This window comes from Synechococcus sp. BIOS-U3-1 (assembly GCF_014279975.1).
In the GTDB taxonomy this organism is placed as follows: domain Bacteria; phylum Cyanobacteriota; class Cyanobacteriia; order PCC-6307; family Cyanobiaceae; genus Synechococcus_C.
In genome coordinates this window covers 2,293,463-2,319,613 of record NZ_CP047936.1, presented here as the reverse complement: position 1 = coordinate 2,319,613, position 26,151 = coordinate 2,293,463, and the positions used below count along the sequence as shown (strand labels likewise).

15 protein-coding genes are annotated in these 26,151 nt (G+C 47.8%); 2 read left to right on the top strand and 13 right to left on the bottom strand.

What is annotated here, in order from left to right; all coding sequences use genetic code 11:
- Positions 1-3: 3 nt before the first annotated feature.
- The 6 genes from SynBIOSU31_RS12685 to SynBIOSU31_RS12660 all read right to left on the bottom strand — a co-directional run bounded on the left by SynBIOSU31_RS12685 (position 4) and on the right by SynBIOSU31_RS12660 (position 15,084).
- Positions 4-1,662 (bottom strand): alpha-D-glucose phosphate-specific phosphoglucomutase, encoded by a 1,659-nt coding sequence (locus tag SynBIOSU31_RS12685; RefSeq protein WP_186490561.1) that lies wholly within the window; start codon positions 1,660-1,662, stop codon positions 4-6.
- 273 nt (positions 1,663-1,935) lie between these two features.
- On the bottom strand, positions 1,936-2,307 hold the full coding sequence (locus tag SynBIOSU31_RS12680; RefSeq protein ID WP_255477242.1) for a hypothetical protein: 372 nt from the start codon (positions 2,305-2,307) through the stop codon (positions 1,936-1,938).
- 330 nt (positions 2,308-2,637) lie between these two features.
- On the bottom strand, positions 2,638-3,123 hold the full coding sequence (locus SynBIOSU31_RS14950) for a GNAT family N-acetyltransferase (protein WP_186490559.1): 486 nt from the start codon (positions 3,121-3,123) through the stop codon (positions 2,638-2,640).
- 587 nt (positions 3,124-3,710) lie between these two features.
- Complete coding sequence (locus tag SynBIOSU31_RS12670; RefSeq protein ID WP_186490557.1) at positions 3,711-6,944, bottom strand: tetratricopeptide repeat protein; 3,234 nt, start codon at positions 6,942-6,944, stop codon at positions 3,711-3,713.
- Between the two features lie 849 nt (positions 6,945-7,793).
- Positions 7,794-10,880, bottom strand: coding sequence for a tetratricopeptide repeat protein (locus tag SynBIOSU31_RS12665; RefSeq protein ID WP_186490555.1), 3,087 nt, complete (start codon positions 10,878-10,880; stop codon positions 7,794-7,796).
- Between the two features lie 844 nt (positions 10,881-11,724).
- Complete coding sequence (locus tag SynBIOSU31_RS12660; protein WP_186490548.1) at positions 11,725-15,084, bottom strand: tetratricopeptide repeat protein; 3,360 nt, start codon at positions 15,082-15,084, stop codon at positions 11,725-11,727.
- A gap of 1,695 nt (positions 15,085-16,779) precedes the next feature.
- Here SynBIOSU31_RS12660 and SynBIOSU31_RS12655 point away from each other — a divergent pair.
- Positions 16,780-17,922 carry a DegT/DnrJ/EryC1/StrS family aminotransferase gene (locus SynBIOSU31_RS12655; protein WP_186490546.1) on the top strand — a complete coding sequence of 381 codons (1,143 nt, stop codon included), beginning with the start codon at positions 16,780-16,782 and terminating at the stop codon, positions 17,920-17,922.
- Between the two features lie 667 nt (positions 17,923-18,589).
- Here SynBIOSU31_RS12655 and SynBIOSU31_RS12650 read toward each other — a convergent pair.
- The 7 genes from SynBIOSU31_RS12650 to sufR form a co-directional block, all read right to left on the bottom strand.
- The gene (locus SynBIOSU31_RS12650; RefSeq protein ID WP_186493060.1) at positions 18,590-19,948 is read right to left on the bottom strand and encodes a phospholipase D-like domain-containing protein; all 1,359 of its coding nucleotides are present in this window, start codon (positions 19,946-19,948) and stop codon (positions 18,590-18,592) included.
- Positions 19,949-20,062: 114 nt separating this feature from the next.
- The gene (locus tag SynBIOSU31_RS12645; protein WP_186493185.1) at positions 20,063-20,245 is read right to left on the bottom strand and encodes a hypothetical protein; all 183 of its coding nucleotides are present in this window, start codon (positions 20,243-20,245) and stop codon (positions 20,063-20,065) included.
- A 10-nt stretch (positions 20,246-20,255) separates the two neighbouring features.
- A complete protein-coding gene (locus SynBIOSU31_RS12640) occupies positions 20,256-21,335 on the bottom strand; it encodes a DUF4912 domain-containing protein (RefSeq protein WP_186490544.1) in 1,080 nt (359 codons plus the stop codon).
- 194 nt (positions 21,336-21,529) lie between these two features.
- On the bottom strand, positions 21,530-22,288 hold the full coding sequence (locus SynBIOSU31_RS12635; protein WP_186490542.1) for a phycobilisome rod-core linker polypeptide: 759 nt from the start codon (positions 22,286-22,288) through the stop codon (positions 21,530-21,532).
- A 93-nt stretch (positions 22,289-22,381) separates the two neighbouring features.
- Positions 22,382-22,972, bottom strand: a complete 591-nt coding sequence (locus SynBIOSU31_RS12630; protein WP_186490540.1) for a phycobiliprotein lyase — start codon at positions 22,970-22,972, stop codon at positions 22,382-22,384.
- Positions 22,973-23,050: 78 nt separating this feature from the next.
- The gene (locus SynBIOSU31_RS12625; RefSeq protein WP_255477241.1) at positions 23,051-23,434 is read right to left on the bottom strand and encodes a hypothetical protein; all 384 of its coding nucleotides are present in this window, start codon (positions 23,432-23,434) and stop codon (positions 23,051-23,053) included.
- Positions 23,431-24,105, bottom strand: a complete 675-nt coding sequence (sufR, locus tag SynBIOSU31_RS12620) for an iron-sulfur cluster biosynthesis transcriptional regulator SufR (RefSeq protein WP_186490538.1) — start codon at positions 24,103-24,105, stop codon at positions 23,431-23,433. The genes SynBIOSU31_RS12625 and sufR overlap by 4 nt, the downstream gene beginning before the upstream one ends.
- A 594-nt stretch (positions 24,106-24,699) precedes the next feature.
- On the opposite strand from sufR, the gene sufB reads away from it, so the two are divergent.
- Complete coding sequence (gene sufB / locus SynBIOSU31_RS12615) at positions 24,700-26,139, top strand: Fe-S cluster assembly protein SufB (RefSeq protein ID WP_186490537.1); 1,440 nt, start codon at positions 24,700-24,702, stop codon at positions 26,137-26,139.
- Positions 26,140-26,151: the final 12 nt, after the last annotated feature.

Below are 26,151 nucleotides of genomic sequence, written 5' to 3'. Positions count from 1 at the left end.
CGCTCAGGTGATCACGGTGGGTCGATCCATTCCTGTCCGCTGCTGAATCTCCGCCAGCGAGTTGATGCTGCTGATCATGTCGGCCAAGGCGATCTGAGGATCCTGATGGAGATCACCACTGCTTGGTACATAGCTCTCGAGGTACACCCGGATGGTGGCCCCCTTGGTACCCGTGCCCGATAGGCGCACTACAACGCGGCTGCCATCCTCTAAAAGGATGCGTAAGCCTTGACCCTGAGTCACCGACTGGTCAACAGGGTCGGTGTAACTGAAATTGTCTGCACCAGTGATTTTGCGACCAGCGAAGTTCTGCCCTATGAGCCCAGGGAGGAGACCTTCAAGTCGTTCATAGAGGCCATGTGCTGCCTCACTGGGCACCGCTTCGTAATCGTGACGTGAGTAATAGTGACGACCGAATTGATTCCAGTGGTTGCTCATGATCTCCGCCACGCTGCAACGGCGCACCGCGAGGATCTGCAACCAGAACAGCACGGCCCAGAGACCGTCTTTCTCACGCACGTGGTTACTGCCAGTGCCGAAACTTTCTTCTCCGCAGAGAGTGATGCGGCCTGCATCCAGCAGATTCCCGAAGAACTTCCAACCCGTTGGCGTTTCGAAGCATTCAATGCCCAGTTCCTTCGCCACCACATCAACAGCGGAGCTGGTCGGCATGGAGCGGGCGACTCCTGCCAAGCCTGCTGCATAGGCCGGCGCCAGCGTGGCGTTGGCGGTCAGCACGGCCAGGCTGTCGCTGGGATTGACGAAGCAGTGGTGCCCGAGGATCATATTGCGGTCGCCGTCACCGTCGCAGGCAGCACCGAAGCGGTAGTCGTCTCCTTTGAGCAGAAGATCCGCAAGTTCGTGTGCGTAAGTGAGGTTGGGATCCGGATGGCCGCCGCCGAAATCTTCGAGTGGAATGCCATTGCGCACGCTGCTTGATGGGGCCCCCAGCAGATCCTCGAAGACACGTTTGGCGTAGGGACCCGTCACGGCATGCATGGCGTCAAATGCCAGCGGGAAATCGCTGGCCAGCAAAGCTTTGATTTGATCGAAATCGAACAACTGCTTCATTAACGCCACAAAATCATCGACGCCATCGATGATCTCGACCTCCATCGCACCGATGCTGTGCGTTCCTGGAGTTCCGAGATTCAGCTCGGGAGCTTCAACAAGGGTGTATTGATCTAATGACCTGGTGCACTCGAATACCGCATCGGTGAAGGATCCCGGTGTGGGGCCACCATTGGCTCCATTCACCTTCACTCCGAAGTCACCATGAGGGCCGCCTGGATTGTGGCTGGCCGAGAGAATGATCCCTCCGATGGCCTCTCGCTTGCGGATCAGGTTTGAGGCTGCCGGTGTGGAGAGAATGCCATCGGTGGTGGTGATGACCTTGCTCAGGCCGTGAGCCGCAGCCATGCGCAGGATCACATTGATGGCGCGCAGATTGCCGTAACGCCCGTCGCCTCCAAGAACCAACGTGCCTCCCTGCACGCCTGGAAGGGTGCGAAGCACAGCCTCAATAAAGCTTTCGAGGTAGTGCGGCTGCTCAAACTGCGCACTGCTTTTGCGCAATCCGGAGGTTCCTGGCTTTTGGTCGGTAAAAGGGGCTTCGAGCCGCACGAAGGTTTGAGCGGGTTCGGCCGAGGCGGAGGCGGTCATCCCTGACGGGAGCGGATACCAAGAACCTTTACACGCCAGATGCTGTTTAGGGTTGCCGGCGCGACCACTTGTCGCAGCTACCTTCCAGCGGTAACGGCGGCTGAGGCGTTATTGACATCAATTCCTCCAATGCTGGCCAGCTGTCTGAAGAGAGAGATGGTGTTAAGCACTTTCAGAAACGCCTGGAATCCAGGATGTCCAGCCATGGGCTCGCTGAAGGAGATGTGAAAGAGCTGATTCCTGAGCTTCGCTCACATCCGCTGATCTCAAGTCTCAGGTCTTGGTTGGTGCAGTAGGTTGCTTCGGTTTTTCAGGCTCTGAACAGACCAGCGTCAGCCGGCGTGCAGGTCGGTCGATGCTGTCGCGGCGCTGGAAGCTGTTGGAGGACACAACCTGTGAAGCCTGAATTAGTTCCCAGATGTTGTCTTTGCATGCTGCCGACAGTCTGGGGTGGTCCATGAGTGGATCGGCAAGATTGCGAGTCTTGCCACAGCTGTCCTGATCGTTGGCGCGTGAGCAGCTGTAGGCCAGCAACTGCAGTGAACGCAATTCCTCCCGTGTCGGGAAGGGAACTTTTTTCTGCTGGGCCTGAGCAGCTGTAGGCAACACCAAGGCAAACCCCAACAGGATCAGTGGCAGTCTCACGGGGATCGCTCAACACTGGAGGCATTCTGGCTTGGGATTGACGGTTGCACTAGTGCTTCCTTCGTTTCATGCCACTCACGTAATGGGCATGCTGCCGCTTCAGCTTGTGTTGTCCTCAGTGCTGTTGGGCATCTGTTTTTTTATCCAGAACAGCGTAATACCAACGAGAGACTTGGCTAATACCTAAGGGAGAACGTTTCTGGGAAGAGGAGATTGTTGTAATGAAATTCAGCTCAATCAAGCCAAATAGGTCGGCATTTATTCGCCTACTCTTTTAGGTAAAATTTAATCATCTAGTAACAGGATTGCGCGAGATTTTAGTAATGTTTTTTAATCATGTCGGAGCTCCATCGTCCTCATTCTTCCTTTTGATTGTGTGTCCACAAAACCCATTTTCTCGTAGAGTTTAATCGCATTGGAATTTGTATTAAATACTTCTAGCACTACTCTGTATTTTTCTCTATTTCTTCTCACGCATTCAATGCCGTGCGATATTGTTTGCCGGGCAAATCCTTTTCTTTTCCATCTTGGATTTACCATGACTCTTGTTAGAATCATGGTAAATCTGTCGCTATTTATTTTGTGCGAGCGTTTCTCAATACAGCAGCATGATACTATTTTTTCTTGGAAATAACCAAAAAACCAACTCACAGAATTTTCCTTTATTTCCTTGGATATGAACTCCTTGTGGTCTTGAAAGGATGGTACATATTCAGTTGCGAAAAAGCATCGATATTCTTTGAATCTCCAGTTGTATATTGATTCTAAATTGCTATTTGTCAAATCACAAATCTCTGCTTTAACTATTTTAAGCATATGTTTTAGTGCCTGTGAAGCAGTCTTTTAATAACCATTATGGTCAATTCTCGTGTGAGAGGGCAAAGTTCTATTTTATATGTTGTGCTTTCTGGAAGCTCCGATGGAACAGGCGAGCTCCCAGTTCATTTGCTAAGCCTGCTTCAGTAGCGCGTTCATTTCCTTGGTCATCAGGGGAGCTTGTTGATAAAACAGCTCTGTCTTCGATGAAGCTGACTAATTTCTTGACCTTCGCTCTGCCTCATGGTCCCACTCCAGCTACGATTGTGGAGCTATGGCAGAGAGGGAATCGCTCGTCTAGCTCTGTAACTGCCTGCAGTATGAGTCAGTTTGATTCATACCTATCGGATGATGCCTACAGTCATCACTAGAAAGCAAACTAGTCCTTTGCAAGAAGTTTACGAAATTGATCAGCTGTCTTGAGGTTTTTTAATAAAATTCTAAGTGAAGAGGTCTTGATTGCCGCAAAGATCTCTTTTTCATGTTTTGAATGGTCGCAAATTAATAAATTTTTCTTTTATTAATGAATATCTTTTTGATGCATTGCATGTGGCTATTTTGCGTTATTCGCAAAGATTGCATGTGTCTTAATTTGATTGCTTTGTTAGCTTTTTTATCTCCTCTGTGATTTGATTTATTGATTGGTGGCTTGAAGTTATAACCTTGGGATAGTTCTTTTTAATTAATTCTTTGAGTTCAGCGTATTCTTGATTGTTGCTTTGTAATCTAGTGCAGTAAGTGAAATAGTCTGATTCTGTTTGCGCGATTGGAGCATTGTTAATGCCCATAATTTTATATAATCCATACACAAGACGTGTTCGAGGATGATCTTCTGGTTTTGTGATAATCGGAATGCCCATACTGAGAGCATCAATCGAAGTTGTACCGCTGCCCATATGAATTGGATCGAGTACTACATCAACGCATGCCAGTAAATTTAAATAGTCGTCTTTTGGCATTTGGTCAAAAAATTTGCATTTAGACAAAAATATTGGCGCACTATCTCTCCATCTATTCTTAAGAAAGAGACTGGGTTTGCTGCCTTTTCCTGTCAGAATAAAAATTGTATCTTCGCTGTTTTGCGCTATTTTTTCAAGTAAATCGTCCCAGTCTGGATGAAATTTTATCAAATTATGCAATAAGCCAAATATGCGAGATTGTCTGGGAAGGCCGAAATTGCTTCGAGTCTTTTCATGGCTAGGCTTAGAAATATCGGTGATGCCCCAAGGCATTCCCTTGAGTTTGATTAACTGTTCCGTGTACTGATCTTGTGAATTGCTTGTTTCCATGTATTCGCTTGAAATATAGTAGTCCATGGTGGGGATTCCTGCTGTTATTAAATTGCCTGGAAGTACTGCTTGAATTGGTGCAATTCTGTTGTGAGCTAAGCAGTATGGCGCAGGAGATGAATGAATTTCTGTGTATATGAGAACGTGTAGATTCAGCCTTCTTAAGGTTTTAACTGCTTGCTCAAAGTTTGAATAAATTTGTACGACGTATGATGAGTGTTTCTCTAGTTCATCGCTGTTTTGTTTGGCTGCCATTGGCCCTTTGATTATTATAACTTTAATTCCGTTTTTATGGCAATTTTTTATTATATTAAAGTAATGCCTAAAGGCTACATGGCTTTTTTCAGTATTGTCGAAATAAAAACCAACTCGAGGTGAGATTTTTTGCTCACCATCTGCTATGGGATGTTGTCGTTTATTTGTGTCTTCTGGTACTGATTTTATTGCAAGCCAAGGATTTGATAGTTTTCCTACTGTTTCCAGAAAATATCTGTCATTGCTGCCGTTCTGGTAAGTTAGCATGAATAGCGATAAATCTAAAAAGTTTTTTGTAGCTTTTTTCTGATGGTTTGCAAAGATGTCTTTTGCATTTTTGATGTATTCAGATCTAAGTTTTTCGACGTCTTCTTGGCAGGCTATGTTCCACGGAAAATTTAATTTTGCTAGGCATGCATTTTCAATAGTTGGCTCATACTCGTAGGCTTTTTCGTATGACTCCTTTGTTTTATCGTAATCTTTTTGCTTTTTGTATATGCCGCCCAGGTTGAGTAGGGCATCGGCGTTGTCAGGTTTGAGTTCTACGGATTTTAATGTGGAGGCAAGAGCTTGATCAAGGTTGCCGAGGTCTTTATAGATACCGCCCAAATTCATGTGGGCAGTGGGGTTGTCAGGTTTGAGCTCTAAGGATTTCAATGTGGAGGCAAGAGCTTGATCAAGGTTGCCGAGGTCTTGGTAGATGCTGCCCAGGTTCATGTGGGTAGTGGGGATATCAGGTTTGAGCTCAAGAGATTTGAGAGTGGAATCAAGAGCTTTATCAAGGTTGCCGAGGTCTTGGTAGATGCCGCCCAGGTTCATGTGGGCAGTGGGGTTATCAGGCTTGAGCTCAAGGGATTGCAGTGTGGAAGCAAGAGCTTGATCCAGGTTGCCGAGGTCTTTATGGATGATGCCCAGGTTTATGAGGGTGTCGGGGTTATTAGGTTTGAGCTCAAGGGATTTCAGAGTGGAAGCAAGAGCTTGATCAAGGTTCCCGAGCTCTTTGTAGATACCGCCCAAATTCATGTGGGTAGTGGGGTTATCAGATTTGAGCTCTACTGATTTCAGTGTGGAAGCAAGAGCCTGATCAAGGTTGCCGAGGGCTTTGTAGATACCACCAAGGTTTTTGTGGGTATCGGGATTATCAGGTTTGAGTCCTAGGGATTGCAGTGTGGAAGCAAGAGCTTGTTCAAGGTTGCCAAGATCTTGGTAGATGCTGCCCAGGTTTATATGGGCATTGTGGTTATCAGGTTTGAGCTCAAGGGATTGCAGTGTGGAAGCAAGAGCTTGATCAAGGTTGCCGAGATCTTTGTAGATGTCGCCTAGGTTCATGTGGGCAGTGGGGTTATCAGGCTTGAGCTCAAGGGATTGCAGTGTGGAAGCAAGAGCTTGATCCAGGTTGCCGAGGTCTTTGTAAATGCTGCCCAGATTCATGTGGGCATCTGGGTTATCAGGTTTGAGCTCTAGGGATTTCAATGTGGAGGCAAGAGCTAAATCAAGCTTGGCTAGGTCTGTGTAGATACCACCAAGGTTCTTATGTGCATAGGAGTTATCAGGTTTAAGTTCTAGGGATTTCAATGTTGAAGCAAGAGCTAGATCAAGTTTGCCAAGATCTTTGTATACGCTGCCCAGGTTCATGTGAGCATCTGGGTTGTCAGGTTTGAGCTCTAGGGATTTCAATGTTGAAGCAAGAGCTTGATCAAGGTTGCCGAGGTCTTTGTAAATGCTGCCCAGATTCATGTGGGCATTGGGGTTATCAGGTTTGAGCTCTAAGGATTTCAATGTTGAAGCAAGAGCTTTATCAAGGTTACCGAGGTCTTTGTAGATGCTGCCCAGGTTCATGTAGGCATTGGGGTTATTAGGTTTGAGCTCTAGGAATTTCAAAGTGGAAGTAAGAGCTTGATCAAGCTTGCCGAGGTCTTTGTAAATACTGCTTAGGTTGAGATGATATGGTGCAAATGATGGCTCTAAATCTGCAGCTTTCTTGACTAATTGTTCTGCGGTGCTGAGGTCTCTTTGTCGCTTAGCGATTAATCCAAGATTGTTGATTGCTGCTGCATAATTTTGATCGATGGATAGAGCTGCTTTATAAAGCCTTATCGCTTCCATGTCGTTTTGAAGGGCATTGAAAATATTGCCAATGTCTTTGAGTATTTCGGGATCGGTGCTGTCGAGCTGATGAGCTTTGGCTAGGAAATGTTGAGCTTTTTCAAACTGCCCTAGAGCTAAAAGTGATTTGCCTGCGAACTTCCAGATAAACGGGTTCTCAGGTTCGCTCACGAGAAGTTGTTGGCAAGCCTGCAGACACTCCTGATGACGGCCAGTTGATGAGAGATTCTGAATTCTCTTTTGATTCACTCAGTGCCATCGCTATTTCTGAGTAAATTCTAAGTCGTTTAAGTCATTCTTAAGTCACTCTTAAGTCACTCTTAAAGCTACTACCCAGGTCATATTAAATTTTCCTCCACCCTGCTTTCGCAGATTGATTTCTGTTTCTTCGTCTGGCGTATTTGAGTGGTGAGTTCCAGCTCAGTACTTCGCCATATCCGCCTAATCTCACTTGTGAAATGAGTAGCAAGCTTGGGTGAGTGGTCCACCAGTGGAATTTTATCGTTGGTGTGAGCTGAATGGGTGACCAGTTTAAACTTCCTGTGATCATGGTTTAGTTGTCTATGACCGAGATCTCGTGATGCAGCTTTTCGCCATAGGTAAGCCATTTTCATCGAAATCTTGGGTGAAATGCTTAGCTGGGGGATCTAGCTCTTTTCTCAACCTTTAAAGCTCATTGGGGGAAGTCGAGATGAGTATCTTTTCAGTGCTTCAGGGTTTTTCAATGGAGAACAAGCAGTCAAGGATGACTGTTGCCTCTTAAGTGATGGCTTTTTCAGAAACTAGCTTACTTGTGAGTATTGCTTTCTTATTGCACAATGATTTTATGGACTCGTTTAAGGGTTTCAATGCTTTCCGGCTCTTTCGTATATAAGAGCTTAAATTGCTAGAAAAGATTAATAATTGAATTCGAATCGCCACTGCCACTTCCCTCTTGACAATAGCGCATTAAATTCCTCAACTTTTTGCTCAGAGTAGATTGCTTTGGCGGGAAATGTCTAAGAATTAGAGATTGTTGTTTTAAGGGGAAGTAGTTACCATTTTTTTGATTTCTTCTGTGATTTGATTTATCGATTGCTGGTTCGCGGTTACAACCTTATGGTAGTTCATTCTGATTGACTCTTTGAGTCTAATGTATCCTTCTTTAGTGCTAAGTATTTCAGTGCAGCAATTGACATAATCTGAGTCCGTATGTGCAATTGGGGCATTTTTTATGCCCATGATTTCATAAAGTCCATGCACAATTCTGGTTCGAGGATGGACTTCTGGTTTTGTGACAATTGGGATTCCTAGACTTAGGGCATCAATCGAAGTTGTTCCGCAGCCTATGTGAATTGGATCAAGAACTGCATCTGCACATGCCAGTAAATTAAAGTATTCGTCCTGTGACATTTGATTGAAAAATCTGCATTTGGATAAAAAGGTCGGCGCCTTCTCTTTCCACCTGTTCTTAAGGAAGAGGCTGGAACAACTGCCTTCTCCTGCAACTATGAAAATAGTTTTTTCGCTATCTTTGGCTATTCGTTCTAGTAAATTGTCCCAGTCTGGGTGAAACTTTATCAAATTATGCAATAATCCAAATATTCTACACTTTTGAGGAAGATTGAAATATTTGCGATCCTTTTTGTGGCTAAGTTTAGGGATGTCTGTGATTCCATGAGGCATCCCTTTGAGCTTGATTAATTTTTCGGTGTATTGATCTTTTGAGTTGCTTGTTTCCATGCACTCGCTCGAAATAAAGTAGTCCATGGTGGGAATGCCTGTTGTTATTAAATTGCCTGGAAATACTGCTTGAATTGGTGCGATTCTGTTGTGAGCTAAGCAGTAAGGCGCAGGAGACGAGTGAATCTCTGTATATATGAGCATCTGCAAATTCAGCCTTTTTAAGGTTTTGACTGATTGCTCAAAGTTCGGATAAAGCTGTATGACGCATGATGATTGATTTTCTAATTCATTGCTGTTCTGCTTTGCAGCCATGGGTCCTTTAATTATGATGACTTCAATTCCGTTTTCATGGCAATTTTTTACCATATTAAAATAATGTCTAAATACTACATGATCTTTTTCGGTATTGTCGAAATAAAATCCAACTTTAGGCGAGAGTTTCTCTCCAGAGTCACTTTTGAGACATTGTAGTCTTTCTATTGCTATTTCTTCGTCCATTGATTTTATGGCAAGCCACGGGTTTACTAGTTTGCCTATTGTTTCTAGGAAATCTTTGTCATCGCTGCCATTTTGATAGGATAGCATGAATAAAGACAGGTCTAAGAAGCTTTTTGTAGTTTTTGGGCGACTGCTCGCAAATATTTCTCTTGCATTTTTGATATATTCAGATCTAAGCCTTTCAGTGTCTCCTTGGCAAGCTGTGTTCCATGGAAAATTTAATCTTGATAGGCATGCATTTTCAATAGTTGGTTCATGCTCAAAGGCTTTTCTATATGATTCCTTGGTTTTATCATAATCTTTTTGTGTTTTATAGATGCTTCCGAGTTTCAGGAGTGCTGTCGGGTTATCAGGCTTAATTTCTAGGGATTTTAGTGTTAATGAAAGAGCTTGATTAAGCTGGCCGAGGTCTTTGTGAATTCCCCCCAGATTAAGCAGGGCCTCAGGGTTGTCAGGTTTGAGTTCTAGAGATGTATGAGTGCAAGCAAGAGCTTGATCAATGTTCCCAAGATCTTTGTGGATGCTCCCCAGGTTCATATGTGCAATGTGGTTATCGGGCCTGATCTCTAGAGCTTGAAGTGTGTACGTAAGTGCTTGATCAAGTTTGCTGAGATCTTTGTAGATGGCGCCTAGGTTCATTTGACACTCGGCATTATTAGGCTTGAGCTCTAGAGACTTCAGCGTGGAGGTAAGTGCTTGATCAAAGTTGCCGAGATCTTTATAGATGACTCCTAGGTTCAGGTATGCATCGTGATTATCGCCCTTTAGCTCGATGGATTTCAGTGTTGAGGCAAGAGCTTGATCAAGGTGCCCCAGATCTTTGTAAATGGCACCTAGGTTCATTTGACACTCGGCATTATTTGGCTTGAGCTCTAGAGACTTCAGCGTGGAAGTAAGTGCTTGATCAAGGTTGCCGAAATCTTTATAGATGACTCCTAGGTTCAGGTACGCATCGTGATTATTGGCCTTTAGATCTAGTGATTTCAGTGTGGAAGCAAGAGCTTGATCAAGTTTGCCGAGGTCTTTGTAGATGCCGCCCAAGTTCATGTGGGCAGTGGGGTTATTGGGATAGAGCTCTAGTGATTTCAGTGTGTAGGCAAGAGCTTGATCAAGGTTGCCGAGGTCTTTGTAGATGCCGCCCAGGTTCAGGTACGCATCGTGATTATTGTCCTTTAGCTCTAGTGATTTCAGTGTGGAAGTAAGAGCTTGATCAAGGTTGCCGAGGTCTTTGTAGATGCCGCCCAAGTTCATTTGGGCAGTGGGGTTATTGGGATAGAGCTCTAGTGATTTCAGTGTGGAAGCAAGAGCTTGATCAAGGTTGCCGAGATCTTTATAGATGACTCCTAGGTTCAGGTATGAATCGTGATTATCGGCCTCTAGCTCTAATGATTTCAGTGTGTAGGCAAGAGCTTGATCAAGGTTGCCGAGGCCTTTGTAGATGCCGCCCAAGTTCATGTGGGCAGTAGGGTTATCGGGATAGAGCTCTAGTGATTTTAGTGTGTAGGCAAGAGCTTGATCAAGGTTGCCGAGTTCTTTGTAGATGCCGCCCAAGTTCATGTGGGCAGTGGGGTTGTTGGGATAGAGCTCTAGTGATTTCAGTGTGCAGGCAAGAGCTTGATCAAGGTTGCCGAGATCTTTGTATAAACTGCCGAGATTAGAGTAAGCGTCAGGATGGTTAGGGTTTATTTCAATTGCTTTTTTGTATAGGTTGGTTGCTTCTTCTGGCCTTCCACTGTCTTTACAAATAACCCCGAGGTTTGAGAACAAGGAATGATGAAAAAAGCCAGTCTTTATTGCTTCCCTATAATCCTTTTCGGCATTGGCTAGGTCTCCTTTTGCGTGGTGGTTGATTGCGCTCCTATAAAGAGACTTTCCATCCGGTTGGCTAATTCGCCCACGCTGGTTTTTCTTCTTCTTGCTTTTTTCCTCTCCAAATCCTGACATTTTTTTTGTGGGATATTCCCTAAGCGTTGCCTACAGCTTAATCTATCATTTCTGCTACTAGCAATGTCTCTATATCCCATCTTCGCACTTGATTCGCTGATGGTCGAGTTTGAATTGGATGTGTGCTGTGTTCCCCAGCACAGCGGCTTCATAGAGTCGGTTTATCTCCGGGGTGAAGTGAGTAGCAAGTTTTGTGGAGTGAATCACAAGAAAGCTCACATCGTTGGCGTGAGAACCAGAGGGCGATCATTTGAAGGATCTCGTGATCAGGATTCGTTCACGAGTGTGGCGAACTTGTCATGGTGTTTGTCGCTGCCGGTCAGTTACGGAAAGCCGGTGGTATGTATCCGGTTTTGAGAGTTTGATTTTCTGATTCAAGCTTGCAAAAGCGCTCGGGTAGCTCCACGCCTAGTAAAAAGCACCATGGGACATGGATAGCTTGAACATCTGGGTTTACTTTGCCACGTCCGAATGCACTGTCCTGATTTCCTTCCGAATCATCGTCTCACACCGCTTCAATTCTTCACGGAATACTCCAGTCAGTTCGAAGCTTTGGGTATTCAATGTGTGAATCTTATTGTCGTGATTGCGAATAGTTTTGCATCACCAATGATTTCTGAGCTGTTGATTTTGGCACTGACTGTGATCACTAGAGCCTGATCTACTTTCCTATGGTGAGGCGGGTTTAAGGATCAGTGACGCTGTAAGTAATGAGCGTTGACAGTGTGATTGGTTGAAGCGCCAAGGCTGACCTCACTCAGCATCCATACCCGTGAAATTATGTATAGCGACGTTCCTGCCTATTCTTTGTGGAAATATTCTATATTTGTGAATGAAGTTGTAATTAATTTCGCTTAAGTGGCTTGCGGCAAATTGTATCTACTGCAACCTGAAAGGCTTTGGCCACACTTTTGTCATGGAACAACCAGGCCTTTCGCGCTTTAATGGCAGCGCGCATGTCTTGATAAAAACTTTGTTCTTTCAATAGCCGGCATGAGATCGCGATGTAATCATCGACATTTTTGGCAATCAATTCGGGTAACTCTAGGACTTCAAGCATCGACACTGTGTGACGCCCGCGCATGAAACTAGCGGGCAGAGTGACGACGGGGCAGTCGAGTGATAATGATTGCATTGAACTGTTGCCCCCATTCCAATCAATCGTGTCGATGGTGTGATGACTGATCGCGAATAGCCCCATGTAGTCCCCGTAATCCAGTCTCGGCAAGATGCGCAGATGGTTCTCGATATTGAGGTCACGGTGTTCAAAATGGGGTTTTAAACGCTCGTATAGGCGTTTGGCAATGCTTCCGTTGCCTTTATCACTAACTAAAACGATTAAGGCTTCGGGATGCCGCTGGGCAATCTCAGCGAATGTCCAGTCGTTGCGTGGCAGATACTTGAAGGTACTCTGCAATGAATTGAGGATCGGTCTATTGCGGGGAAGATTAAATTTGTCGAATAGCAGTTGACCGTCGTGGATTGTGGCAGGTTTATTGTAATTTAGCCCTGTTTTGGGCAAGCGATACAGCGTTTCGCTGTAATGATCTTCATTGCCTTCTGGTTCCATCCCTTCGCCTGAGAAGTAGTAGTGGATGGTTTTGGAACCACTACTGATCGGGTGCCCCCAGCCCTGAGCCTGAATAGAAGCCAGCTGCAGCACGGATGTGACATTGCTGGCCGGATGCATTCCAATATCGGTGTAGATCAGGAGATCTAGCTGATCCTTGAGGATTTGCTGCAACATGACCTCAGGGTTTTCTCCGCGTAGAGGCAGATGGCGGTAGCTTCCTAGAGCCGCGAATCTCTGACTGCCTGAGTCTTCTTTTGTTCCGAGATTGTAGCTGAAGATCTCGTAACCGGGATGGTTGGCCATGCCTTCCAACCATCCCAGTGCCCAGATTGATCCGTTGTGGTTCATCAAATTGGGGGAGATAACTCCCACCCGCAGCGGAGAGATGTTTGAAGGATTGCGTTGGGGTAAAGGTTGCATGAACGCCCCAAGCCTGGGGCGTAGGATTCGATCAATAATGCCTGAATAAAGTTCCTGCAAAGGGCGATCGTCTTCCATCTGATAGGCGAGATGGAAGTTCGTTAGTGTCCAGGCGTGGACATAAAGTTGTTCCCAGGCTGGGTCCTCTTGAGTGATGCCTTTCAACAGCTTGTAGAGATCTACGGCATCTTTTTCCCAGCGTTTGCGAACTGCAGCGACCTCATGATCCGTTGCATATAGAACCGGTAGGACATGTAGTCGTGTCATCAGCTGCAAGCGCCGGTCGTCACTGCAACTGTCTGCCACCAAGAGGCTTTCGTCGTAGCAATCCAGTGCCATTAGGCAGGCAATGCGCCCTGTAATCGCCGCCACTGTTTCCGAGGGTGAGATATCCGGGGTTTGGCAGCAGCGTTCAAAACATGCAATTGCAAGATCAGCCTTGCCCATATCTTTGTAGATGCTGCCTAGGTTCAAATGCGCAACGGGGGTATTAGGTTTAAGCTCTAAGCATTTATCTATTGAGGCAAGAGCTTGATCAAGATTGCCTAAGTCTTTATGGATACTACCTAGGTTTAAGTGGATATCAGGGTTGTCAGGCTGGAGTTCTAGGGATTTGCGTGTTGAGGCAAGAGCTAGATTGAGTTCGCCGAGTTTTTGATAGATGCTGCCCAAATTCGAGTGTGCTACTGGGTTATTAGGTTTGATCTCTAGGGACTTGAGTGTTGAGGCGACGGCCTGATTAAGTTTCCCGAGCTTTTTGTAGATGCCGCCTAAGTTAATGTGGGCGTCAGGGTTATCAGGTTTGAGTTCTAGAGATTTGAGAGTGGAGGCAAGAGCTAGATCAAGATTGCCAAGATCTTTCTGGATGCTGCCCAGGTTCATGTGAGCATCGGCGTTATCAGGTTTGATCTCTAGCGATTTCAATGTCGAAGCAAGAGCTGGCTCAAGTTTGCCAAGATCTTTGTATATGCTGCCCAGGTTCATGTGAGCATCGGGGTTATCAGGTTTGATCTCTAGCGATTTCAATGTCGAAGCAAGAGCTGGCTCAAGTTTGCCAAGATTTTTGTAAATGCTGCCCAAGTTCATGTGGGCAGTGGGGTTATCAGGCTTAAGCTCTAGGGATCTCAAAGTTGAAGCAAGAGCTTGATCAAGGTTGCCGAAGGCTTTGTAAATGCTGCCCAAGTTCATGTGGGCAGTGGGATTGTCTGGATCTTTTTCAAGAACTTTTTGTGTTACGAGGCGTGCTTCTTGATGCCTCCCCTCGTTCATGAGAGCAGTCCCAATGTTTCCCCATGCGGGGATAAAAGACTCGTCTAGCTGAACGGCGACTTTGAATGCTTCTATGGCAGAACTATTGCGCCCAGTCTCAAGTAGGCAGAGTCCAAGGTTGAATGGAATCAGCTTATTTCTTGTTTTGTTGATATTCATTTTCTTGTATTCAATTATTGCATTGTTAAAATCTCCAAGACTTTGATATGCCTGCGCCAAGAGAAGTGAGCACTGTTCGGTTTGGACAAGGGCGGATGCGATTGAAAGCGGCTCGATAGCCTCTGCTGCCTTCCCTTGCTGTAAGTGCAGTAGGCCTATGTTTAGAAGTGAGGTGCTCGATCGCGGATTTATCGCTAGTTCCTTCTGGTAATATTTTATTGCTTGTTGAATATTGTTTTTTTTCTGGAAGATGACTCCGAGGATTTCATTTATAGTCTGGACGTCTTTGTTCATTTTTAGAGCTTTTTTTGCCAATGATGTTGCTTGATCGAGTTCTCCTAATTCCAGAAAGCTTGCTGCTGCACCAATGTATGATTGGATCAGTTTTGGGTCTGCCTCTATAGATTGTTTGAATAGATCAATGGCAGCTTTGTGATTGCCATCCTGCTTCTTAAGGTTGGCAAGATTGTTAATTGCAGGTGCGAATAGATTATTTGCTTCTAGGGCTTTTTTGTACCATTTGATGGCAATAATTTTGTTTTTTGTGTTTAGGTAGATATTTCCGATGTCTTTCATCGTCTCCGGATCGTTTTTATCAATTTGGTGGGCTTTGGCCAAGAACTGTCGAGCCCTTTCAAATTGCTGTAGGGCTATGAGTGATTTACCTGCGTATTTCCAGGCGAAGGGGTTTTCAGGTTCGCTCTGGAGAAGTTTTTGACAAGCCTGTAGGCACTCCTGATGTTGTCCAGCGGATGAGAGATCCTGAATAGTCTTTTGATTCACGAGGTGTTTACGCCTTGCCTGGGGAGTAATTTAAGTCGTTTGAGCAATTTTCGGTTCGTGTCTTAAGCCAGCGCTCAACTGTCTTTCAGCCTCTTTCAATGACCGAATTAGACTTTTGACGCGTTCATTTCGTCTCTATCGGTCAGTTCTATGGACTCCTAAACGACTCCGAGGACTAGGCGGATGCCCCCTGAATTCAGATCATGCACGGGGCATTTAGGAGTGGGGTAGCCGAAGCGTTGGCGTCTCCGAGTTCGACCAAGCTAGGACTGTAGTGATTCCTTTGAGATTCTCGTTTTATAGTCATCTTTGCTGTCATGGTATCTCAGGTTACTGAAAGACGAATTGCAAATTTTGACAGCCGAAGGTGATGGGTGAGATGAAGAGCTTCAATGAACTGCTTCACTCATCTTAACCAGATATATCTAAGAACCAGGTGGTCATCAGGAATTTAGATCAATTTCTTAAGGCAGTAGACCATGGACTTCCTGTGGTTAAGAGAGACAAATATGCTGGATTCTACCCTCAGTAGGAAGACTGATGCTGCGCAGTACCCTACCCATTCGATCATTCGTATGAGGGAGGTCTTCGAGATAGTCTGCGTCAGCCCTGCAACCATCTACAGCTGAATGGTTGTAGGGATATTCCAAGGTTTATTGGCGTGGACTGTAATTCCATTCCCTGGTCTGAGAAATTAAATCAGGGAATGGATGGGGGGCAAGCTGATCAAAAAACCTCTAAGAGAATCTTTTATCTAAGTCCTCTAAATCATGCCTGTCCAACTTGATGAAACTTTTTGCCCATTTGGTTTCATGGTCAATTGATTTTGTGGCATGCGATGGAGCTAAAGGCAAGGCTCTTCGTATATTGACTGACCTTCTGCGCATCGAGTGGAACATAAGGACTTGGGTGTTCTCATTACCAAGAGCTTTCTGCTATCTCATGATTTGAGTTCTTTTCAGAGCCCTCTTGACCCTGGCTTTTTAGAGGTAGGAGAACCGTCAGAAAAGGCTGTGAGTAACGTTCTACGGTTTCCTTCTGCACACACGAATCGAATTCGTGTGAGCCCGTATCTGTTTGTAATTGCCTGTCGTCAAATTGCCTAAGGGGTGACGCCATGTCAATTTCACTAGCGGGTTGTTGACTGTCTAAGGCAGCTTCCCTCAGTGAGATTTACGAGGTCTTGATTATCTGCAAGTTTCAATAACTCTGTAACTTTCCTGAGCAGTTGGCCCTTCCCGATTATTTTTAGCAACCATTGCTGCTTGTTCCTCTGCTTCGAATTTGCCTATAAGGAGGCTCGAGCTTCTTACCTTGGTATTCGTTGGTTTTTATGTGGTTTTAAATTCTTCAAGAATTAAACCTCAATTTTTCGCCAACTTCTATTCGGCAATCTGGTTAAAGAATACCCTTTTTCATGGCAGACTCCTTAGTCTGCCATGAGATTTTGTGTGTTTCATGAAATTCTGCCGTGCTATTTGATTTTTGCTTTTTAGACTAAATTTAGTGGGCTTCCTTTTTTTAAAGTAAAAATTAATTCTGATTTCGAGGCAGGATCTCAATATCTGTATCATCAGCTTATACTATTATTGATGTGCTATAGATGATACAGAAATTTGCAGCGACAGGCTGCCGCGCTCAATTCTGTCAACAGAAGCTATATAATCAGAAGTATACGTTTTAAAGATTGCTCGCGTGAAAATCAGAGATACAATCTTGCCAGTACTCCGACCTGTTGGAGGAGATGAGGAAATTAACGCAATTCGAGAGGTAATAGAAAGTGGTTGGTGGGGTAAAGGTCCGAAAGTGGCTCAGTTTGAAAAGGAGTTCGCTGAACTCGTAGGTGCTAAATATGCGGTAGCAATAAATAGTGCCACCAGTGGCCAAGACCTTGTTTTAAAAGCGTTGGGAATTAAAGACTGTGACATCATAAACCCAACCATATCTTTTATGTCTACAGCGGTTATTCCTTTATGGAACAATTGCACTTCAAACATTGTAGACGTCGATCCGTTTACAATGTGTCTTGATCCAGAAGATGTAAGAAAAAACTTGAAATCTAATACTAATGCAATTATTGCTGTTAATCAGGCTGGTGTTCCTGCTCCTATAGATCAAATTCGAAGCTTTTATGATGGTTTTATATTGGAAGATTGTGCTCACAGTTGCTATACCCCTGGCGCAGGCTCTAAGGGTGATGCGGCTGTATGGTCATTTCAAGCTGTCAAAACAATGCCTTGTGGCGATGGAGGTATGATTACTACAGACGATAAAGAGCTATATGAGAAATTAGTGCCAATGACTTGGCTCGGAATCAGTAGCACGTATTCTAGAATAAAAAAAGACGATTGTTTGTCGGGTAAGCCTGGTTATTCCTGGGATTATCAGGTTGATATTTTAGGTTATAAATGCTATATGATTGATTTACAGGCGGCAATTTGCTTGGAGCAAATGAAAAAGTTGCCAAAGCATTTGCAGATAAGAAGGCGTGTGCAGAAACGATATAATGAGGAGTTGGCTGGCTTTATTCAAGCGCCCCCACATAGTGAAACAGTGCAGTACTATTGTGCCAAGGTCGATCCTGAAGATCGTGATAATCTTATTTCATTTTTAGCTGAAAAAAATATACACACAAGTGTTCATTTTAAGCCTCTCCACCTCTACGACATCGTAAAAAATATGAACCAGCGCGATTACCCTGTTGCAGATGTTGAATGGAAGAAGCTTATTAGCTTGCCATGTCATCCTGGCATGAATGATTGCGATATTGACTATGTGGTGTATTGGGTAAAAGCTTTTTTCGCTAATAAATATCCAAACAGGTTTAATATCTTATAGTTTCATGGCAGAGCAAAGGGAGTGTCGTATTAAATTTTTGGATAAATTTTAAATAAAACTTGTTTTGCCTGATTTATTACTTTAAATGTCCACTTTCTCCCAGCATTTTTTGATAGGGCTTTAGTGACCATTCGTGGTTTTTCCTTTCAACCACTGATTTACTGCTTATCAATTTTTTGCTTGCATTACGATTCCGATATTTACGCTTCTTATGCCTTTCTCGGGGTGATGATGGCTATTAACGAACCCTAGTTTCAGTTATCCGCGACGCCACTTCTGATTCGCCTCGGGTGCGCTGACGAACTGCTCGCAATTAAAAGTAAGTATTTTTCTGGATGCTATTTGCAAATCTCCATATTTGCCTGCAAAATAACTGTATTTGTTGAATCTTCTAGGGTTGATGTATGGCTGCTCCCAGATGATGGGTTGCTTCTACAAATTGAAGGGATGCTGTCCGTTTGGTTTCTGCAGCAGTTAATGATTTTGGCCTCATTTACTGCAAGGGATTTCGTATTGCGGCCAGATTTGATCAAGCGTTTGGATACCAGCTTGCTTTTCGTTTTTATCCCCCGCGGTTAGGTAGAGACTTATGGCTAATGTTGATGCAAGTAATGAGCATAGGACTCTAATTCGCTTATTGGAGAAAATTTATACTGTCCTTCGCTCTTTAGTTTCTCTCAGTTCCGCTCCCGCACTTTGCTTGCTTCCGTTCCAGCTTGCGTTGAATGTGGGGTGTAATCCCCAGCTCCGCACCACGCCACATCCGATCCATCTCACGAGTGAAGTGAGCAGCAAGCATGGGTGAGTGAATCACTAGCAATGTTTCATCGTTGGTGTGTGCAGCAGCGGGTGACCAGTTGAAGCTGCCTGTGATCACTGTTTTGTTGTCGATCACCGCGAACTTGTGGTGCAACTTGTCACCCCTGGCCAGTTTCGGCGTTCCCACGGTTCGCAGTGGTGTTTTGAGAGGTTGATTGCCTCTCTCAAGTTTGCAAAAACGGTCGGGGAGTTCCACGCCAAGCAGATCAAGCACCTCTGAAAAAGAGCGGCTTGCGAAGCCTGGATCCGCTAAGAGTCGAATTTCGACGCGTGCAGCCATTTGATCTGCCAGAACATTGGTCAGGCTTTGGTCTGAAAACACAAACAGCGCCATGTCGATACTTCGCTTCGCTGCAGCCAGCTGCTTACTGATCAAGATCAGTCCATGTTCTGAGCTTTTCTTGGAATGAGGTGCGAACAGCACATTCACTGGTATTCCATCGACTTGAACGGTTTGTACTCCTGGGCTGTCTTTGTCACGTCCGAAGCGACTGTTCTGATCACCTCCCGGACCATCTCCCCACATCCGCTGAAATTCTTCCTGGAACAACTCAGCCAGTTCGGAGCTTCGGATGCTCAGCAGGTGATTCACATTGCCGCGACTGCGCGATGCTCCCGCATCACCATGGATCCCAGAGCTGGTGAAGTTGGCACTGCCGATGATCACCAGAGATCGATCGACCACAAGAAATTTGTGATGCATCAGGCCACTGCCTCGGCTGCCGTCTTCGCTGTCGTCGATCATCGGTATTCCAGCCCGCTTCAGGAGTGCGATGGCATCGCCAGCTAACCGTTCCTCAGCAGAGAGCCTCCCGTCGCGAGTGCTGTCTGCCAGCAGTCGCAATTGCTGGTAGCGCCGCTTGCTGTGAGCTGACAAATCGCTGGGATGCTGTTTCGACCAGGGCTGGTTGTATTTGTTTTCCAGCACGATCTGAACGCGGACTCCTCGCTCATTGGCTCGAATCAGGGCGTGTGAGATTTGGGGAAGTGTGAGTTCCTGAATGGCCATCTGCACTTCCTCTTTCGCCGCATTGATCTGTTGGATCAACTGTTGTTCAAGGTTGTCGCCGTTACGCCACTGGCCACTTAGCGGGTTTCGGTAGCGCCCGCTGTCCCGATGATTGAAGTGCAGCTGAAAGTTCTGCGGCAAGGGCAGATCAGGTATCCCTGCTCCTACAACTTGACCTGCCTGGCTGCAGCCCAGCATTACTGGTGTCAGTAGAGGCAGTAGGGCAAGTCGTGGAAGGTGTTTCAGCTGCCTGTCCAGCACGCACTGAGCTTCAGTTGCTGGCAGTGTTCCACTGACATGGAGATGAAACCGTCAGTGGGGCATTTCAGAGGTTTTCAGCATTCCGACAAACCAGAGACTGCTCAGCACGAGTGCCAAGCCAACACCGGCTCCAATCCCAACTTTTGCCATCGTGAGAGGGACAAGAATCGGGAATGCCACGGCTCCAGCAACGGGGGTCATGGCCACAATCCAGCGCAGGGCTTTTTGGTTCACTCCCACAGGATCAGAACCACTCGGCTTTGGCTTCGCTAGCTGGGTTGCTGTTGTCTTCGGGGGTAACGCGTTCGAAGTTGAGCGTGATATTGCGCTTCTGCTCACCATCTGCGGCTGTTGCTTCAACGGCATACACCTGCTCGCCATCACGGAATGGAACCTGGATGCGGAATGTTCCATCGCTGGAGAGGGGCACTTCCTCTCCGCCAATGGTCAGGCGGGCGGAAGGATCGGTGGCGCCGTAAACAATCAGTTCTGCATCAGCCACCAACCAGAAGGTGCGTTGGCGAGGAGCTACTCCTCCGAGACCGGACTCATTGCGGCCGCTGGCCCACAGTCCAGCCCCGGAATCGCTGAGTCCACGCTGATCGCCCGAAAGAGAGTCCTGTTCGTGCAGCACCTCTGAACCGACTCGGCGGCTGCGGAAGTGGGTGGTAGCACTTTGATAGAGGCGCTCATGCAAGCCGCTGTCACTGGGCTCGAAGCTGGGTGTGCTGACCGGTGCCGGTGCCGGTGAAGGAGCAGCGCTTTCGAGGCTGAAAGGTACGAACTGATCGAGGATCTGGTCGCTGGGGTGCAAGGCCGGAACCCTGGCTACAGAGGAGAACGCCAAGGAGATCCATTGGCTGCCCGCGCGGAAACCGAGTTCAACGCGGTAGTCCCGATCACAGAGAGGTACGGGAAGATACCACTCGGTGCTGTGACTATCAACGGGGACTTCTTGGAGGGTGTGGGGATGGGCCGAACCGTTCTGGAGGCCGGTTACATCAGCCAAACGAAGATTGAGGTGCGCGGCGCCTTCGCTTTGAGCGCGGCGACGATCGTCGTCTGAAATCTCCCAAAACACATAGGCCCACTGGGGGTCCCTGGGCAGGAAGACCACGCGGGTTTCAGACTGAAGACGAGAGGGTGGATTGAGTTCCGCTTCGATGGCCTTGAGATCGCCGCTACGGCGCTCCTGCTTCTTGGCAATCGCGGAAACTAAGTCCTCCTTGCTCTTACGGCTGTAGAGAGTCACGCCGAGATCACTGGCCATCTGACGCAGCTGACGCAGGGTCATGCGGGCGAGGGATGTGATGGCTTGCGTCACGGTCGGGCTACCGGGTTTCTTTGGGATCAGTTTGCTGGAAAGTCCTGGTTTTCAGGGCGCTTGATTGCCCGTGGTCAGCATCTTCTGACGGCATGACCTGCCAGGACCGCTTCCATTTCAGGCCTGACGCTGGGCACAAAAAAGCGGAGCCCCACAGGGGACTCCGGGCAAACATCTTCGACTTGGAAAGCGATTCAGCGGCTGATGCTGCGGTAAGGAACTTTCGACAGATAGTCCATCTCGAGGTTGCCTTCGGGAGAAGCTGAGCCTGCGACGGCCATGCCTCGGACCCACGGCAAATAATCTTCGCTGAAACCGCCTCGGGAGCGGTTGGCTCGTGTCGGCAGGCTCTTGGCTTTGCCGGTGTAGATGATCTTGGGGAAACCGAGAATTCCGCGGTAGTACTCGTCGTAGCGCGGGGTGGTGATATTAAAGGGGGTCTCACCGAGCTCCCTGCCTGGAAGCACGCGATTGCGTTGGAAGGGGACGTTGTCGTATCCGAAGGCGTCGAGATATTCCTCACTGTCAAGAAGGGCATCAACGATGCCTTCGACACCCTTGGTCGCGATCACGATCGACCACGCGATTTCCTCAGAACGTCCGTGGGTCTTGCGACCCAGAATTTTCTGGACGAGGTGACGAACCACCTTGTAGTTCGAGTTAAAGCCGTAAAACGTTCTCTTGAAGGTGTCAGAGAGACACAAACCCCGGATGAAGTCGCGAACGGTGATCTGCCCATCACGCAGCTGTGATTCCAGGAAGGTCTCGCGGTCACTCTTAAACGCGTGAAAGAAAACCTGGCGGTAAGCCGATTCGATCACCGTGTCGAAGTTGTCAGCGTCCATCGAGATGTCCATCTGAAGGGAACGCTGGGTCTCTTCAGAAGCAACGCTGAGAGCTGCGACGCGGTTGTTCTGCGTGGTCGGTGCGTACTGAAGAAGAGGAATGGCCACTCGAGTCGGAACACACTGGCTGGATCGTATTAGTGGGAGTCATCACTCTCCCAAGCTGCCTCCGGCCTACTCACAGTCCGTAACAGAGGACACTCACCAGCCGAAGGGTGATGCGAGCGCTGTTATCCCTTCTGGGCCGGTGGATGTGCTGTCGTTTTTAAGCCTGGTCTCCACGCAGAAGGACGCGTTGTTAGACAGTCCCTCAACGGTGCTGGAACGAATGCGCGCATCGGGGCCGGAGAAACTGAAGCGTTCCCACACGGTCATCATTCCGTAGCTCGTGCAAAGAATCAGTCCATCCCGGTCGTCCATATCGAAAGTCGACGTTGCAGGCGACTTTTCTGCGTAGCCCTGATCGCGGAGCATGGTGCCGGAGCGAGCGGTCTCACTCTCTCCAACCAAAGCGAAGCAGGTTTCACCGTCATGGGCATCGCCATCGCGGTCCCAGGCCATCGAGGCGCTCCAGCGCACGTAGCTGCCGCCGATGATCAGGCCAGGATCTTGGTCGTGCTGGCGTGCCATCGCCAGCAAGCGTTCGTCATTCAGTTCGAGGTCTTCGACCACGATCAGTGAGCCGCCTGCTTCGCTGCGACGGTGTAGAAGGTGATGCACACTTCGTTGTGAACGCCAGCTTCCGCAGCTCAGTCGGAAGAATGTTGGAGCGTCGGGGATGTCCAGGGTCATCGGCTGCGGACGGTCTCCTTTGGATGATCGCAGGACAGCGATCGGTTCGCGATTTTCTGGGGGCGTGCTGCGATCAGTTCACTCCAAGTTCGACAAGCGTTGACGGCTGTTTGCTTCGGCGTTTCGGATCAAATCGTTGAGCTTGAGCTCGAGGGGAGTCAGCTTGAGCTGCCTGGCGAGCTCCTCAAGCTGGCTTGCGATCACCGTGAACTGCATCATCAGCTGTTCCCGAAAGTCCGCATCATTGGCCAGTTGAGGCTGGCGATCACACCAGTCCTGCCAGTGATCACGTGTTGGCAGAGGCCCCTCTTGCACCGGCATGGCGATCTGCTTAAACGTTGCCAGGCAATGGGCCTGGAGCCGCAGAAGGTGGCGGTCGACGGCGGGCAGAAGCGTGGCGTCGATGCGTTCGATCTGCTGCCGGTCCAACGGGCCTGAAACCGGCACTGGATCAACGCTCACGAGCTGAAGCCTGGTTTGGATTCGTTGGATGGTGTGTTGGACGGGCTGATCTGAAAACCGCAGGAGTGTCCCGATTCCAGCCGCCAGTGCACTCTTTCCACATGACAGTCAGGGAAAGTCATCCGGATCAGTTGAAGTTCCTGGTCGCAGACGGCTGGGAATTCTTCAGCGATTCTCTGCACGGAGCAATGAAATTCATTGATGCACCATCCGCGCCCGTTCTCAGCTGGAACCATTTCGCTCACGTATCCCTCTTTGCTGCGCAGACTCACCAACCCGCTGATGCGCTGTTCGAGCGGCCCATCGCCGAGTTGGTGCCTGTATTGATGTGCTTTCTCATGGGCCTGTCGCTCCAGCAGCGTTGCCAGAGTTTCGGGCGGCAGGCTTGTCGCCATCGACTCGAGCAGATTCAGCGCAAAGGTGTCACTGCCATCGGGGAAATGTTGATGCCCTTGTTGGGTGAGCCTCCACTGGTTAGAGGGCCGGCCCGGCCCAGCGGTGATCGGACTCGCCTCTACCAGACCTTCTTCTTCCAGGGTGCGCAGATGACGGCGCATCGCCTGCACCGAGATTCCCAGTTCCCTGGCCAAGTCGCCAGCACTGATTTCACCTTGCCGCAGGAGCAAAGTGAGCGTCGCTTCACGAGTGGGAGCCTGAGCTGACGCGCCCATGAGATCGGGTTGATTGTTTCACCATGCCACGGGAACGCATCAATTGCCTTGAGTCATGTGCGGGCAGACGTCGAGAACGATTCCAGAACAAGGCCCGGCCAGTGCAACGTCCGCTGAAGTGAATCCCTTTTGACTCTCGTTGCTTGATCAGGGCGGTGAATGCCTTGGTTGGACATAAGGGCATCAACGCGTGGATGGCAATCAACGCTTTCACTGGGTTTTGCCCTGTAACAGCAGCATTTGAAAGCATCTTTGGGCTACCCCGACGCGTTGCTGTCTGGTGGCACCACACCAGCAGGGTTTTCCAGCTAGAACCGATGTCCGTCACAATGGTCACATGGTCGGGTAATGGATCCGTGCTCTAGGCTCCAAATACGAAACCATTTTGTTTCGTATCTCCCTGGCTACGACACTCTTGCAAATGTTCGCCGCCATGTCTGCTGCCCCTGTCAGCAATCGAGAAACGAGCTGGGAGAGCCCTGCAGCTGCCCTTAATTTTGTTGAGATCGAGTCAACAGCTAATAGTCGCTCTTTCCATGGGAAACTTCGAATTTTCACCAAGCACACAATTCACGCCTCCGAAGGTTGAGCGCCATGACCTCTACCTCCACGCGTGATCTTGTCAGCCAGCCGTACAAATACGGTTTTGTCACCGATATCGAAACAGAGAAGATTTCTAAGGGTCTTAGTGAAGAGATCGTGCGGCTCATCTCCAGTAAGAAAGAAGAGCCCGAATTTCTGCTTCGTTTCCGTCTAAAAGCTTTTCGGCATTGGCTCACTCTTGAAGAGCCCGACTGGGCTGAATTGGGTTACGACCCGATTGATTATCAGGAGATTATTTATTACGCAGCGCCCAAGCAGCAAATTAAAAAGAGCTCGCTTGATGAAGTTGACCCAAAGCTTCTTGAAACTTTCGATAAGCTCGGAATCCCCCTAAGCGAGCAAAAACGTTTAAGCAATGTTGCTGTCGATGCCGTTTTTGACAGTGTTTCGATAGCAACTACTTACAAAGAGAAATTAGCTGAGCATGGTGTTGTTTTTTGCTCTTTCACCGAAGCTGTTAAAGATCATCCGGAGTTGATCGAACGCTATTTAGGTTCAGTGGTGCCAAGTAATGATAATTATTTTGCAGCGCTCAATTCTGCTGTTTTCAGTGATGGTTCCTTCGTCTTCATCCCTAAGGGTGTTGAATGTCCAATGGAGCTTTCCACCTACTTCCGGATCAATTCAGGAGATACCGGACAGTTTGAACGCACTCTGATTGTGGCGGAAGAAGGTGCTTCCGTTAGTTATCTCGAGGGCTGTACTGCTCCGATGTTTGACACCAATCAGCTCCATGCCGCGGTGGTTGAGCTTGTGACGCTTGACGATGCCTCGATCAAATATTCCACCGTTCAGAACTGGTACGCAGGTGACGAAAACGGAGTCGGCGGCATTTACAACTTTGTGACCAAGCGTGGCCAGTGTCGTGGCGCTCGAAGCCGCATCAGCTGGACTCAGGTCGAGACTGGTTCGGCGATCACTTGGAAATATCCCAGTTGTCTGCTGCAAGGAGCCGATTCTGTGGGCGAATTTTATTCAGTGGCCCTCACCAACAACAAACAGCAAGCCGATACCGGTACAAAAATGGTGCATATCGGTGCCCGCACCCGTTCCACCATTGTCAGTAAGGGCATCAGTGCTGGCCATTCCAGCAATAGCTACCGCGGGTTGGTGCAGATTGGACCTGCAGCTAAAGGTGCTCGCAACTACAGCCAGTGCGACTCGATGCTGATCGGAGATCAAGCTGCCGCCAACACCTATCCCTATATCCGCTCACAGCAGCCTGAATCTGCTGTAGAGCACGAAGCTAGTACCTGCCGCATCTCAGAAGATCAGCTCTTCTATCTACAGAGCCGCGGCATCGGTTTTGAGGAGGCGGTCTCGATGATGGTGAGCGGGTTCTGCCGTGATGTGTTCAATCAACTGCCGATGGAGTTCGCCGCAGAGGCCGACAAGCTTTTGGCCCTCAAGCTTGAAGGGTCCGTGGGTTGAACCCGCCTCTCA

Excerpts from the sequence above, each read along its gene's own strand:
- SynBIOSU31_RS12650 (WP_186493060.1), bottom strand. The coding sequence starts at position 19,948 with ATGCTGGGCTGCAGCCAGGCAGGTCAAGTTGTAGGAGCAGGGATACCT.
- sufR (WP_186490538.1), bottom strand. The coding sequence starts at position 24,105 with ATGGGCGCGTCAGCTCAGGCTCCCACTCGTGAAGCGACGCTCACTTTG.
- sufB (WP_186490537.1), top strand. The coding sequence starts at position 24,700 with ATGACCTCTACCTCCACGCGTGATCTTGTCAGCCAGCCGTACAAATAC.
- SynBIOSU31_RS12665 (WP_186490555.1), bottom strand. The coding sequence starts at position 10,880 with ATGTCAGGATTTGGAGAGGAAAAAAGCAAGAAGAAGAAAAACCAGCGT.
- SynBIOSU31_RS12630 (WP_186490540.1), bottom strand. The coding sequence starts at position 22,972 with ATGACCCTGGACATCCCCGACGCTCCAACATTCTTCCGACTGAGCTGC.
- SynBIOSU31_RS12685 (WP_186490561.1), bottom strand. The coding sequence starts at position 1,662 with ATGACCGCCTCCGCCTCGGCCGAACCCGCTCAAACCTTCGTGCGGCTC.
- SynBIOSU31_RS14950 (WP_186490559.1), bottom strand. The coding sequence starts at position 3,123 with ATGCTTAAAATAGTTAAAGCAGAGATTTGTGATTTGACAAATAGCAAT.